Origin of the sequence: Enterobacter sp. NFIX59, assembly GCF_900113755.1 — a bacterium.
Classification (GTDB): Bacteria; Pseudomonadota; Gammaproteobacteria; order Enterobacterales; family Enterobacteriaceae; genus Enterobacter; species Enterobacter pseudoroggenkampii.
Window position 1 is genome coordinate 1,684,740 of record NZ_FOQN01000001.1, and the last position, 14,157, is coordinate 1,698,896.

A 14,157-nucleotide genomic window follows, 5' to 3' on the forward strand; every position below is an offset into this window, starting at 1 on the left:
AAATAGTTGCATTTGCGCCATCTTAAAAGGTGGAAACATTAGCAGGTCTTAGCTGCCGAACCAGATCGTCGCGGATACCGCAGGCAGCGCCAGCACGCCGTCCTGTATTGTTGCCTTGCCCTCTTTATTCTTCCACGTCGCTACCTTCAGCAGCGGTGAATCATCCAGCACCACTTCGCAGGCCTCTCCCCGGTTAATCGCCACCAGCACGCGCTGCTGGTTATAGACGCGAGCAAATACCACCACGTTATCGTGGGCGTACACCACCTGACAGCCGCCGTAGCGCAGGGCGAGACTCTGCTTACGCAGCTTTGCCAGCCGCTGATACAGGCTGAACAGCACCTTGTCCTGTTTCGCTGGCTCCCATGGGAAGGTTTTGCGGCAGAACGGATCGTTGTTGCCGTCCAGCCCCACCTCGTCTCCGTAGTAGATGCACGGTACGCCCGGCCAGGTGAAGAGCCAGGTCACCGCCAGCGACAGACGCGCGACATCCTTGCCGAGCAGGGATTTAAAACGCGCGGTATCGTGGCTATCGAGCTGGTTAAACATCCGCAGCTGCTGCTGATGCGACAGGCCGGCGCGGTAGTTCTCCATCCACGCCATGCAGGTTTCAGCATCGATATGATTCGGATCGTAGGAGATATCGGTGTTAGCGAGGAATCCCCACAGCGGGAAGGTAAAGCCGCGATAGTTCATCGCCGCATCTTCCGCATCGTTCTGCAGCCACTGGCGCGCGTCGCCAAAGTGCTCGCCAAAGACGAACGCCTCCGGCTGGGCCGCTTTTGCCGAGCGCGTAATCCCGGCGACGTGCTGAAGGTTTTCCCGCGCCCCGCCCGCTTCGCCGAGCATATGCACCACGTCCAGGCGCCAGCCGTCCATATTCCACGGCGCCTTCAGCCAGTGACGCACGATGCTGTCTTCCCCGCCGTAAATCTCGTTCACAAGCGTTGGCGACTGGAAATCCAGCTTCGGCAGGCTCGGGTAGCCCAGCCAGTCCAGCGCACGGCCCTCCTCGTTAAAGCTGTACCAGTCGCGCTGCGGCGAATCCGGGTTATGACATGCCCCGCCCATCGACTGATTATGACGGTCAAACCAGGCGTGCGAATCTCCGCTGTGGTTGAACACGCCGTCAAGAATGAGGCGCATGCCTTCGTTTTGGGTGTTCTTACGCAGGCGCAGCAGCGCCTCGTCACCGCCAAACTGCGCGTCAACGTGGCGATAATCTTCGGTATCGTATTTGTGTACGCTCGGGGCCTTAAACACCGGGTTGAGATACAGCGCCGTCACGCCCAGTTTTTTCAGGTACGGCAGCTTTTCGCTGATACCGTCGAGATCGCCGCCATAAAACGTCGATCCGCCCGCCTGCGCGGTTTATGGCTCGTCCCACGCTTTCAGGATAATGTCATGGCCCGCCGCATGGTGGTGATAGATTTTATCCTGGTCGGCAGTGCGTTTTTCGCTGCGCGCAAAACGGTCCGGGAAAATCTGGTAAAAGACCTGGTCGTTAACCCACTGCGGGCCGTTATCCGGATAATCGACCGCAAACTGCTCCAGCCGTGCGGGCGGGAAACGGCTAAACCCCTGCGGGGTAAACCACAGCTGGCGATTATTCCACAGCAGTTTGAAGCTGTAACGGCGACGCGGCTGCCCGCTGCTCAGGTCGATATTCGCCCGCCAGGCGGTGATCCCCGGCTGCGGCTGGCTGCGCAGCTTGTGCATTTTCAGCCCGGTCTCTTCGTTATCGATTTCGGCGCGGAGCGTCACGCGTTCAGGCTGATTTTCCCCCGCCAGCCAGAGCGTAATCACAAGGTTGTCTTTGTTTTGCTTAACAAATGGGGCAACCGGAAGGTGCCAGGCGTTTAACATCACGAATCCCCTTTGATGAAATTGACGTCACCTTGCCACAGGGTGGTTAAGGATAGCTCATCACGATCGGGATTATTGGGGGAGGAGAAAGGAGGAGGAGGCATCAGTGCGGCCTGATGCCCTCCCCCCAACCCTCTCCCACAGGGAGAGGGAGAAAAAAGATTACTGCGCTTCTGCCAGCTGACGGTCGCGGCGGCATTTAAACACCCAGCCCACCAGCAGCAGGACGATCCACGCGCAGCCCACGTACAGGGAAATGCGGGTATCCGGATGGTAGCCAATCAGGCCAATGATAAACACCAGGAAGATCAGCCCGACGACGGTCGTCGCAACGCCACCCGGTACTTTGAACTTCAGCGCTTTCGCCTCATCCGGCGACAGGCGACGGCGGAAGGCAATCTGCGACAGCAGGATCATGATCCACACCCACACCGTCGCGAAAGTCGCCAGCGATGCAATCACCAGGAAGACGTTCTCCGGCATGATGTAGTTCAGGTAAACCGAGAACAGCAACGCCACGGTCATCACCACAACGGTCACCCACGGCGTGCCGCGGCGTGAGGTTTTGGCGAACACCTTCGGCGCACTGCCCTGCTCCGCCATGCCGTGCAGCATACGGCCCACGCCAAAGACGTCACTGTTGATCGCGGAGAGCGACGCGGTCAGCACCACAAAGTTCAGAATGCTGGCGGCAAACGCAATCCCCATATGCTGGAAGGTCAGAACAAACGGGCTACCGTTGGTGCCCACCTGGTTCCACGGGTAAATGGACATGATCACAAACAGCGTACCCACATAGAACACCAGAATACGCATCGGCACCGAGTTGATCGCGCGCGGAATAGACTTCTCCGGATCTTTCGCTTCCCCGGCGGTAATACCGATAATCTCGATACCGCCGTAGGCGAACATGACCATCTGGAGCGACATGACCATACCGAGCCAGCCGTTGCTGAAGAAGCCGCCGTTGCTCCAGAGGTTATGGATGCCGGTCGGCTGCCCGCCGTTGCCGATTCCCCAGATGATGATGCCAAAACCGGCCACAATCATGATGATGATGGTGGCGACCTTGAAGAAGGAGAACCAGAACTCCAGCTCACCGAACACCTTCACGCTCATCAGGTTGACGGCGCAAATGATCAGCACCACGCTCAGCACCCATATCCAGTGCGGCACCGCCGGGAACCAGACGCCCATATAGATGCCAAACGCCGTCACGTCGGCAATCGCCACGATCAGGATTTCAAAGCAGTAGGTCCAGCCGGTGATAAACCCGGCCAGCGGGCCGAGGTTTTCCTGCGCGTAGCGGGAGAATGAGCTGGCAGACGGGTTGTGAACCGACATTTCGCCGAGGGCGCGCATAATGATATACGCCGCCACGCCGCCGATGATGTACGCCAGCAGCACGCTGGGACCGGCCATTTTGATGGCATCTGCCGAGCCATAAAAAAGACCGGTGCCGATAGCAGAGCCCAGCGCCATAAAGCGGATGTGGCGCGTGCTCAATCCACGTTTAAGTTTGTTAGTGCTTTCCATTTAAATCTTGCCATTCAACACGAAAAAAACAAAAAACCACGGGGCCTTAAGCCCCGTGGTTAAACAGTTTGTTGCCGTTGATTAATGGGCGTTCGATGCGACCTGACGCCCTGCAGCACGGTCCCAGATAATGGCCAGAACCAGTGCAACAACGGTAGGCATCAGCCAGGCCAGACCCTGCTCGGACAGCGGCAGACGCTGTGTCCATGCCGGCAGTATGTGCGCGAAAGCTGATGCTTTAATTCCGTCAAGGATACCAAAAATCAGGCTGATAAACATGGCTGGCGCAATAATTCGTGAAGAGTTGTTCCACCACGGGCGAGTAAAGCTCAACACCACCAGCACGATGCACGGCGGATAAATCGCCGTCAGCACCGGAATAGAGACCTGAATCAGGTGGCTCAGACCGAGGTTTGACACCGCCATAGAGAAGATGCCGAGGATAAACACCAGGGTGCGGTAAGAGAGCGGCAGATACTGTGCAAAGAACTCTGCGCAGGCGCAGGTCAGGCCAACCGCGGTGACCAGACAGGCCAGGAAGATGAGTGCCGCCAGCAGCATACTGCCCGCACCGCCGAAGGTGTGCTGAACGTAGGCGTGCAGGATAGCCGCACCGTTGGCGTTCTGATCGACCAGCATGGCGCTGTCGGAGCCCAGACGGAACAGCGCCAGATACAGCAGCGTCAGACCCACACCGGCCATCAGGCCAGCCCAGATGGTATAGCGGGTCAGCAGGCGCGCTTCGGTCACACCGCGGGAACGCGCGGCGTTAACGATAACGATACCAAACACCATGGCGCCCAGCGTATCCATCGTCAGGTAGCCGTTCACAAAGCCGTTAGAGAACGCGGCGTTTTTATAGGCGTCCATCGCATCGCTAATCGGGCCCGCTGGCCAGACGATGGCCGCTACCGCCAGAACAATCAGCGCCACAATTTTCAGCGGAGCCAGGAAGTTACCCACGGTATCCAGCAGTTTGCCCGGATAGAGGGAAACCAGAATCACGATCGCGAAGTAGATCAGGCTGTAGATAAACAGCGGCATCGCGCCGTCACCGGTCAGAGGAGCAATACCCACTTCGAAGGAAACGGTGGCCGTACGCGGGGTCGCAAACAGCGGGCCAACGGCCAGATAGCAGACGGTTGCCAGCAGAACGCCCGCCACTTTACCAATCGGGGTGCTAAGGCTATCCACACCGCCACCGACTTTCGCCAGCGCGACGACGGTGAGAACCGGCAGACCCACGGCAGTAATCAGGAAACCAAACGCGGCGGTCCAGACGTGTTCACCCGCCTGTAGGCCAACCATTGGAGGGAAAATGATGTTGCCTGCGCCAACGAACAGCGCAAATGTCATAAAGCCCAGCGCGATGATGTCACGCGATTTTAAGTGATGGGTCATAAAACCTTACTGCCTGTGGATGTGGTGTTGAAAACATTGAGATTTTCGATATCCCTGACGGGACGATACAGCCGAAAATTTGCTCAATTTCAGCGGGAAATGCTCCCGTCCTGGCGTGGAGAAGAATAGTTTTTCGATTTACCACGCAAATACAGTCGGTCTGACAGTATCTGGGGCGCAATTTAAACGCTTATAACGTTTAAAGGCAAGGTGGGATCGCAAAACCAGAACAATATGCCAGTATGAAAATACACGTTAGAATAATACGCTGTTTATAAGAAAAACCCATGGCTAATCATGCGAACAAAAAACAGACAGCCGTATAAAATTCATCCGCGTTTCGCTTGACTGCAAAGCAAACGGGCCAGCGATGGCTGACCCGTGGAAAGGTAAAATGACACGCCTGCCGTCAGGCGATCTTTTTGGCAATTAATCGTTCCGGAATAACGAAACTGAAACGGGTTCCTTTACCCAGCGTACTCTGAATATCGAGACGGCTTTCATGGTGATTCACCGCGTGTTTCACAATTGCCAGCCCCAGGCCGCTTCCGCCCGTCTGCCGGGATCGCGCTTTATCCACACGGTAAAAGCGCTCGGTCAGACGCGGAATGTGCTCCGGCGCGATCCCCGGCCCATTGTCTTCCACGCTAAACTCCGCCCCCGTTGGGGCATGGTGCCAGCGCACCACGATATTTGTCCCCTCAGGCGTATGATTCACCGCGTTATACACCAGGTTGGAAATGGCGCTACGCAGTTCATCTTCGCTGCCCAGCACCTTCAGCGTACTGTCGACCTCAAAGGTCAGGTGATGCTTTTTGTGGCTTAACGTCTGCGCTTCACGCTCCACGACCCGCAGCATCATCGGGACATCAATGGTGTCATTTAGCGCCAGCGTTGGCGCCGCTTCAATCTTCGAGAGCGTCAGCAGCTGCTTCACCAGCCCTTCCATCCGGTGCGTTTGCTCGCGCATGGTGTGCAGCGCTTTTTCACGCGGCGCGCCTTCCAGCGTTTGCTCCTGCATCATCTCCAGGTAGCCCTGCAGCACGGTCAACGGGGTTCGCAGTTCGTGACTGACGTTGGCGAAGAAGTTGCGACGCGCCCCTTCCAGCTGGTGCATTTGGGTGACATCGCGCGCCACCATTAGCCACTGCTTATCGCTGTAGGGCATCACGCGGATCTCCAGATGGCGACCATTATTGAGCTTCAGATTGTGCGGACGGGTAAAATCACGCTTTTTCAGGTACAGCGTAAACTCGGGATAACGCAGAAGGTTGAGGATATTTTGACCGTTGTCATCCGGCCAGCGCAGGCCCAGCAGCTGTTGCGCCAGGCCGTTACACCAGAAGATCGTCCCTTCTTCGGTTGTCAGAATCACGGCATCCGGCAGCGACTCTGCACCGCTGCGAAAACGCTTAATCAGGCTTCCCAGCTCGCGGCGACGCTTTTTATTACGCATCTGCATCTGATGCAGACCGTACAGCAGCGGCTCCCAGCTGCCGCTTCCCGGCGGCGGCGTCATACTTCGGTCAACCCACAGCCACCAGGAGAGGCGCAGCAGGTTCCAGAAATGCCAGATCAGCAGCCCGGTGACCGACGCCAGCAGAAACCACGGCAGGTGTCCAAGAAAGGCCCCAAGAAGGAAGGCCGGAATACAGCATAAGATCAGTTCAAAGACGAGCCTTTTCCATGACAGACGTTCCAGCACGCGTCACACTCCTGTCATTGTTCAGAAACGGGTAGAAAAACGATAACCCGTGCCGCGGACCGTCTGCACCATGCGATCGTGGCCGCTCAGTTCCAGTGCTTTTCGCAGGCGGCGAATATGTACGTCAACCGTCCGGTCTTCGACATACACGTTAGTTCCCCAGACGTTATTCAGCAACTGCTCGCGGCTGTACACGCGTTCCGGGTGGGTCATAAAGAAGTGCAGGAGTTTAAATTCGGTAGGCCCCATGTCGAGGGGATTTTCACCGGTCATCACGCGGTGTGAGGTGGGATCAAGGCTCAGCCCCTGCATCTCAATCACCTCTTCCACCGCCATCGGCGAAATACGGCGCATCACGGCTTTAATGCGGGCGACCAGCTCTTTGGGGGAGAACGGTTTGGTAATGTAATCGTCCGCACCGGTCTCAAGACCGCGCACGCGATCCTCTTCTTCTCCGCGCGCCGTGAGCATCACAACCGGGATGTCGCGGGTCAGCGCCTCACGCTTCAGGTGTTTGATAAACTGCAGTCCGGAGCCGCCAGGCAACATCCAGTCCAGCAGAATCAGATCGGGCCAGGGTTCATTCAGCTGGTTCACTGCGCTGTCATAATCTTCCGCTTCAACCGGCTGGAAACCGTTTTGCTCGAGCACGAAGCACACCATTTCACGAATTGGAGCTTCATCTTCTACGACCAGAATACGTCTCGCCATACTTTGCCCTGTCTTATCTTATTTAAGTTACAAGTTTGTAATTCGGCGCCATTATGCGTCAGATTTATGACAGATTTATGAAAAACAGTACCACGATAACGGGCAAACCGTTGTTTTATTACAGCGGTTATTTTCCCGTCTCTGAACGTTTATAATCCTGCTTTCTCTTTTTTGCCACGGATCAGCTATGCGCATACTTCACACCTCGGACTGGCATCTGGGTCAAAATTTTTACAGTAAAAGCCGTGCGGCTGAACATGAAGCGTTCCTGAACTGGCTGCTGGAAACGGCCCGGACGCACGAGGTGGACGCGATTATTGTGGCGGGTGACATCTTTGATACTGGCTCGCCCCCCAGCTATGCGCGTGAGCTGTATAACCGCTTCGTGGTGAATCTGCAGCAAACCGGCTGTCACCTGGTGATTGTCGCCGGCAACCATGATTCCGTCGCCACGCTCAATGAATCCCGCGACATCCTGGCATTTCTCAATACCACCGTGGTCGCCAGCGCCGGGCACGCCCCACAGATCCTGAAAAAACGCGACGGCTCGCAGGGCGCTGTGCTGTGTCCGATACCGTTTTTACGTCCGCGGGACATCGTGCAAAGCCAGGCGGGGCTGTCGGGTGCAGAAAAGCAGCAACATCTGTTACAGGCCATCACAGACTATTACCACCAGCAGCACGCCGAAGCCAGTGCCCTGCGGGGTGAACAGCCTATTCCGGTGATTGCGACCGGGCATCTCACCACCGTCGGGGCCAGTAAAAGTGACGCCGTGCGTGACATCTATATCGGCACGCTGGATGCCTTTCCGGCGCAGAACTTCCCGCCAGCCGACTATATTGCGCTCGGGCATATCCACCGCGCGCAGGTTATTGGCGGCTGCGAGCACATCCGCTACTGCGGCTCCCCCCTTTCGCTCAGCTTTGACGAAACGGGCAAAGCCAAATCCGTACATCTGGTGACCTTCTCCGACGGAAAACTCAGCGCCGTCGACACGCTGGAGGTGCCCGTAACTCAACCGCTGGCCGTGCTGAAAGGCGATCTCGATGCCATCACCGCCCAGCTGGAGCAGTGGCGCGGCGTCGAGCAAGATCCCCCCATCTGGCTGGACATCGAAATCACCACCGACGACTACCTGCACGATATGCAGCGAAAAATCCAGGCGCTGACCGAAGATTTGCCGGTAGAAGTCTTGCTGGTGCGCCGCAGTCGCGAGCAGCGCGAGAAAATCCTGTTAAGCGCTCAACGCGAAACGCTCAGTGAACTGGGGGTCGAAGAGGTGTTTGAACGCAGACTCTCGCAGGAGGAAATCGACGAGGCGAAGCGCGCAAGGCTCAGCGAACTGTTCAGCCATACCCTGCATGCGCTCAATGATGAGGAAGAAAACGCGTGAAAATTTTGAGCCTGCGACTGAAAAATCTTAACTCCCTCAAGGGCGAGTGGAAAATTGATTTTACCGCTGAGCCGTTTGCCAGCAACGGGCTGTTTGCCATCACCGGCGCGACCGGGGCAGGTAAAACTACCCTGCTCGACGCCATCTGTCTGGCGCTTTATCACGAAACGCCGCGACTACAGAAGGTCTCTCAGGCGCAAAACGATCTGATGACACGCGACACCGCCGAATGCCTGGCAGAAGTGGAGTTCGAGGTAAAAGGCACTGCCTATCGCGCCTTCTGGAGCCAGAACCGGGCCCGCAACCAGCCGGACGGGAACCTGCAGGCGCCGCGCGTGGAGCTGGCGCGCTGTGAAGATGGCAAAATCCTGGCCGACAAAGTGTCGGATAAGCTGGAGCAAACCGCCGCGCTCACCGGGCTGGACTACGGGCGCTTTACCCGCTCGATGCTGCTGTCACAGGGGCAGTTTGCCGCCTTCCTTAATGCCAAACCGAGCGATCGTGCCGAGCTGCTGGAAGAGCTGACCGGCACCGAGATCTACGGCCAGATTTCCGCCATGGTGTTTGAAAAACATAAAGCCGCCCGCAGCGTGCTTGAAAAGTGCGAGGCGCAGGCGGCGGGCGTCGTGCTGTTGAGCGAAGAACAGCAGCAGCAGTTACAGCAAAGTTTGCAGGCACTTACTGACGAAGAGAAAACCCTGCTGGTTCAGCAGCAAAGCCAGCAGAAAGATTTTCAGTGGCTTACGCGTCATGATGAGCTCGTGCACGAGCAACAGCGCGTCACCGCGACGCAGCAGCAGGTGCAACAGGCGCTGACGAACGCTGCGCCAGAGCTGGCAAAGCTCCAGCTTGCTCTGCCCGCCGCCCAGCTTCGACCGCTCTGGGAACATCAGCAGGAGCAAACCGCGCGTCTGGCACAGACACAGCAGCGAATTATCGAAGTAAATACTCGCTTACAAGCCAGAACCGCGCTGCGTTCACGTATCCGCAATGCCGCCCTGCGTAACCACGAACAGCTTCAGACCGAACTGACGGCGCTGGCGCAGTGGCTGGCGGAGCACGAGCGCTATCGGCTGCTGGGCCAGGAGATTGCCGGCTGGCGCGCCCAGTTCTCGCAGCTTAACCGCGATAAAACGCAGTTAGCCTCGCTTGCTGCGCGGATGAGTGAATTACGCAACAGGCTGGCTGAGATGCCGGAAAATGCGCTGACCCTGACGGCGGATGAGGTCAGCGCGGCCATGGAGCAGCAGTCCCGGTCACGCACGCTGCGCCAGCGGCTAACGTCGCTGCATGCCCGCTATCAGCCGCTGCAAAAGCGCCTGCACCAGAGCGGTGAAAGCGTGCAGAAGGCCCAGGCCGAACAAAATAAACTCAATGAAACGCTGACGCTGCGCCGCCAGCAGTACAAAGAGAAACACCAGCACTATCTGGACCTGAAGGCCCTGTGCGAACGCGAAGCGACGATTAAAGACCTGGAAAGCTATCGTGCCCGGCTTGAGGCCGGCAAACCCTGTCCGCTGTGCGGCTCCAGCGAGCATCCCGCCGTTGAGCAATACCAGTCGCTTGAGCTGACGGATAACCAGCGCCGCCGTGATGCCCTGGAAAAAGAGGTCGCCGCGCTTAAAGAGGAAGGCCTGCTGGTGCTGGGACAGGTTAATGCCCTGGCTCAGCAGATCCAGCGCGAGACAGACGAAGTTCAGACGCTCTCTCAGGAAGAGCAAGCACTCACTAAAGAGTGGATCGAGGCCTGTGCTTCCCTGAATATAGCGTTGAATATTCAGGACGATATCACGCCATGGATGAACGAGCAGGAACAGTACGAGCGCCAACTTTATCAGCTCAGCCAGCGTCTGACCCTGCAAAACCAGTTGAACGAGCAGGAAGCGCAGGAGCGACAGTATCAGCAGCAGCTGACTACCGCGCGCCAGGCGCTGGAACACGCCCTGCTCTCGCTATCACTCAACGTACCTGAAGACGGAAATGAAGCCTCCTGGCTGCACGCCCGCGAAGCGGAATTCTCGCAGTGGCAGGAGAAGCAAACGCAGCACGGCGTGCTTCAGGAACGCATAAACGCCCTGAAGCCGCTGCTCGACGCGCTTCCGGCAACGAACAGCGCAGACGCCGAACCGGTTATTCCTGATAACTGGCGCGACATCCACGACGAGTGCGTGTCGCTACAGAGCCAGCAGACCGCGCAACAGCAGCAGGAGACGCTGGAGCAAGAGCGTCTGCAGCAGTCGCAGACGCAGTTCACCGCGGCGCTCTCGGCAAGCTGCTTTGCCGATCGGGACGCGTTCCTTGCCGCGCTGTTGGATGACGACGCTATTCGCCACCTCGAACAGCTGAAACAGTCGCTGGAAAGCCAGATACAGCAGGCCGCGGCCCTTTCCGGCCAGGCTAACCAGCAGCTGCAGGCTCATCTGGCGCTGCGGCCGGAAGGGCTCGACGCCGATGCACCTGCGCTGCAAAGCCAGCTGCAGCAGCTGGCGCAGCGGCTGCGCGAGAACACCACGCATCAGGGCGAGATCCGCCAGCAGCTTAAGCAGGACAGCGATAACCGTCAGCACCAGCTGGCGTTGATGCAGCAAATTGAAGAGGCCGCGCGCCAGGCGGACGACTGGGGGTACCTGAACGCGCTGATCGGCTCCAGCACCGGCGACAAGTTCCGTAAGTTCGCCCAGGGGCTGACGCTGGACAATCTTGTCTGGCTCGCAAACCAGCAGCTTAACCGTCTGCACGGGCGTTATCTGCTGCAGCGTAAGGCCAGCGACGCGCTGGAGCTGGAAGTGGTCGATACCTGGCAGGCGGATGCGGTTCGCGATACCCGTACGCTCTCGGGCGGTGAAAGCTTCCTGGTCAGCCTGGCGCTGGCGCTGGCCCTTTCCGATCTGGTGAGTCATAAGACGCGGATCGATTCCCTGTTCCTGGATGAAGGGTTCGGCACGCTCGACAGTGAGACGCTGGATACCGCGCTGGATGCGCTCGACGCGCTGAACGCCACCGGGAAAACCATCGGCGTGATCAGCCACGTAGAGGCGATGAAAGAGCGCATTCCGGTGCAGATTAAGGTGAAGAAGATCAACGGCCTGGGGTATAGCAGGCTGGATAAGGTGTTTGCGGTGGAATGAATGGGGTGATCGTGCGGTCTGATGCCCTCACCCTAACCCTCTCCCACAGGGAGAGGGAATAAACGTTTATTCTGGCCATAACCACGCCGCGCCGCGCACGCCGCTGGAGTCCCCGTGCAGCGCTTTGCGGATCGGGGTTTCGCATTCACCGCCGAAGACCCACTGTTTCACCAGGTTCGGCACCGTGGCGTAAAGCCGATCGACGTTGCTCATGCCGCCACCCAGCACTATCACGTCAGGATCGAGAATATTCACCACGTGGGCCAGCGATTTCGCCAGCCGCATTTCGTAGCGGCTAAGCGCCAGTTCGGCGACAGGATCCTGTTCTTCGACCAGACGCATGATTTCGTTGCCCTTGAGCGGCTGGCCGCTCAAACGGTGGTAGTCGGTCGCAAACCCGGTGCCGGAGATAAACGTCTCGATACAGCCCTGTTTTCCGCAGTAGCACGGAACTTCAGCGCGGTATTTAAGCTCGTCTTCATCCATCCACGGCAGCGGGTTGTGTCCCCACTCGCCCGCCGTGCCGTTGCCGCCGATATGGGCGCGCCCCCCGAACGCCACCCCCGCGCCGCAGCCAGTGCCGATAATAACGGCAAACACGGTCTGGGCACCCGCTGCCGCGCCGTCGATGGCCTCAGAGACCGCCAGGCAGTTGGCATCGTTGGCCAGACGCACGTCCCGGTTCAGACGCGCGCTTAAATCTTTATCAAACGGCTGGCCGTTGAGCCAGGTGGAGTTAGCATTTTTAACCACGCCGGTATACGGCGAGATCGACCCCGGGATCCCCATCCCGACGCTGCCAGTTTGCCCAGTCGCCTGCTCTGCCATCTCAACCAGCCTGGCAATCGTCTCGATAGTCTGGTGATAATCATCGCGCGGCGTCGGCAGACGGTGGCGAAACAGCTGCTCCCCCTGCTCGCTCAGTGCGATAACTTCTGTTTTGGTGCCGCCCAAATCGATCCCAATACGCACAAGACTCTCCTCATTATTTTGATTATCAACAGAGTAGAAGCACGCTTCCCGATTAGCAATGCAAGCGATGCGACAATTCGTTATCATGCCCGCTGATTTAACGACAAGGCCGTGGAAATTATCATGCTGTGGTTCAAAAATTTGATGGTTTACCGTCTCAGCCGCGACGTTTCGCTGCGTGCAGAAGAGATGGAAAAACAGTTAGCCGCTTATACCTTTTCCCCTTGCGGTAGCCAGGATATGGCGAAAACCGGTTGGGTTCCGCCAATGGGTTCACAAAGCGATGCACTGACCCACGCCAGCAGCACGGGTCAAATCATCGTCTGCGCCCGTAAAGAAGAGAAAATCCTGCCGACGCCGGTGGTTAAGCAGGCGCTCGAGGCGAAAATTTTCAAGCTGGAAGCCGAGCAGGGCCGCAAGCTGAAAAAGACCGAAAAAGATTCGCTGAAAGACGAAGTGCTGCACTCTCTGCTGCCGCGCGCCTTCAGCCGCTTCAGCCAGACCATGATGTGGATCGACACCGTTAACGGGCTGATCATGGTGGACTGCGCCAGCGCCAAGAAAGCAGAAGATACGCTGGCCCTGCTGCGTAAGAGCATCGGCTCGTTACCGGTCGTTCCGCTGGCGCTGGAAACGCCAATTGAGTTAACGCTGACCGAATGGGTACGCAGCGGTGCTGCGGCACAGGGTTTCCAGATCCTAGATGAAGCCGAGCTGAAAGCCCTGCTGGAAGATGGCGGCGTAATCCGCGCGAAGAAGCAGGATCTGGTCAGCGACGAGATCGCCGTACACATTGAAGCGGGTAAAGTGGTCACCAAGCTGGCGCTCGACTGGCAGCAACGTATTCAGTTCGTGATGTGCGACGACGGTTCAGTGAAGCGTCTGAAGTTCTGCGACGAGCTGCGCGATCAGAACGAAGATATCGACCGGGAAGATTACGCCCAGCGTTTTGACGCTGACTTCATCCTGATGACCGGCGAGCTGGCCGCGTTGATTCAGAATCTGGTGGAAGGTCTCGGCGGCGAAGCGCAGAGATAACGGGTAAAACGTAGGCCGGGTAAGCGTTAGCGCCACCCGGCTAATTTTTTATTTCAGGTAGCGGCACAGATAAGAGGTAGGCTCAGCCACCTGCAAATGAAATTCGCTGTGGCCAGGGACGTTGAAAACTTGCCCGGCAGCGTAAACTTTCCATTCCGTTTCACCCGGCAGCAGGACGTTCAGCGCGCCGCTGACCACCGTCATTTCTTCCGCTTCCGCGGTGCCAAAGGTGTATTCCCCTTCCGCCATTACGCCGACACTGGCGCGGCCAGTGCTGCTGCTGGTAAAACCAATGGATTTCACTTTACCGGAAAAGTATTCGTTACTCTGAAGCATGAACTGGCCCTTATATTTTTAGATAAAAATTCACTATAGGGGCCATGCTCATCACCTGTCACGCAAAATCA

General features: G+C 57.6%; 9 protein-coding genes and 1 pseudogene. 3 read left to right on the forward strand and 7 right to left on the reverse strand.

The genetic code is table 11. From position 1 onward, the window contains the following. Positions 1-48 precede the first annotated feature (48 nt). The 5 genes and pseudogenes from malZ to phoB form a co-directional block, all read right to left on the reverse strand. A pseudogene (malZ, locus tag BM007_RS08220) lies at positions 49-1,869 on the reverse strand (maltodextrin glucosidase). A gap of 159 nt (positions 1,870-2,028) precedes the next feature. Beyond that, entirely contained in the window at positions 2,029-3,402 is a 1,374-nt protein-coding gene (proY, locus tag BM007_RS08225; RefSeq protein ID WP_008503261.1) for a proline-specific permease ProY, read from the reverse strand. A gap of 81 nt (positions 3,403-3,483) precedes the next feature. Beyond that, positions 3,484-4,803 carry a branched-chain amino acid transporter carrier protein BrnQ gene (brnQ, locus tag BM007_RS08230; protein WP_024906795.1) on the reverse strand — a complete coding sequence of 440 codons (1,320 nt, stop codon included), beginning with the start codon at positions 4,801-4,803 and terminating at the stop codon, positions 3,484-3,486. A gap of 409 nt (positions 4,804-5,212) precedes the next feature. Continuing rightward, entirely contained in the window at positions 5,213-6,508 is a 1,296-nt protein-coding gene (gene phoR / locus BM007_RS08235) for a phosphate regulon sensor histidine kinase PhoR (RefSeq protein ID WP_090418053.1), read from the reverse strand. 21 nt (positions 6,509-6,529) lie between these two features. Beyond that, on the reverse strand, positions 6,530-7,219 hold the full coding sequence (phoB, locus tag BM007_RS08240) for a phosphate response regulator transcription factor PhoB (protein ID WP_008503265.1): 690 nt from the start codon (positions 7,217-7,219) through the stop codon (positions 6,530-6,532). 187 nt (positions 7,220-7,406) lie between these two features. Here phoB and sbcD point away from each other — a divergent pair, with 187 nt between their 5' ends. Both sbcD and sbcC read left to right on the forward strand, forming a co-directional pair. Further along, entirely contained in the window at positions 7,407-8,612 is a 1,206-nt protein-coding gene (gene sbcD / locus BM007_RS08245; RefSeq protein ID WP_090418056.1) for an exonuclease subunit SbcD, read from the forward strand. After that, positions 8,609-11,740, forward strand: coding sequence for an exonuclease subunit SbcC (gene sbcC / locus BM007_RS08250; RefSeq protein WP_090418059.1), 3,132 nt, complete (start codon positions 8,609-8,611; stop codon positions 11,738-11,740). The genes sbcD and sbcC overlap by 4 nt, the downstream gene beginning before the upstream one ends. Positions 11,741-11,806: 66 nt before the next feature. Here the strand turns inward: sbcC and mak are convergent, their stop codons facing one another. Further along, the gene (mak, locus tag BM007_RS08255; RefSeq protein ID WP_061715887.1) at positions 11,807-12,712 is read right to left on the reverse strand and encodes a fructokinase; all 906 of its coding nucleotides are present in this window, start codon (positions 12,710-12,712) and stop codon (positions 11,807-11,809) included. Between the two features lie 123 nt (positions 12,713-12,835). On the opposite strand from mak, the gene rdgC reads away from it, so the two are divergent. After that, complete coding sequence (gene rdgC / locus BM007_RS08260) at positions 12,836-13,750, forward strand: recombination-associated protein RdgC (protein WP_023310540.1); 915 nt, start codon at positions 12,836-12,838, stop codon at positions 13,748-13,750. Between the two features lie 48 nt (positions 13,751-13,798). On the opposite strand, the gene ppnP is transcribed toward rdgC, so the two are convergent. Beyond that, positions 13,799-14,086 (reverse strand): pyrimidine/purine nucleoside phosphorylase, encoded by a 288-nt coding sequence (ppnP, locus tag BM007_RS08265; protein WP_008503270.1) that lies wholly within the window; start codon positions 14,084-14,086, stop codon positions 13,799-13,801. Between the last annotated feature and the right edge of the window lie 71 nt (positions 14,087-14,157).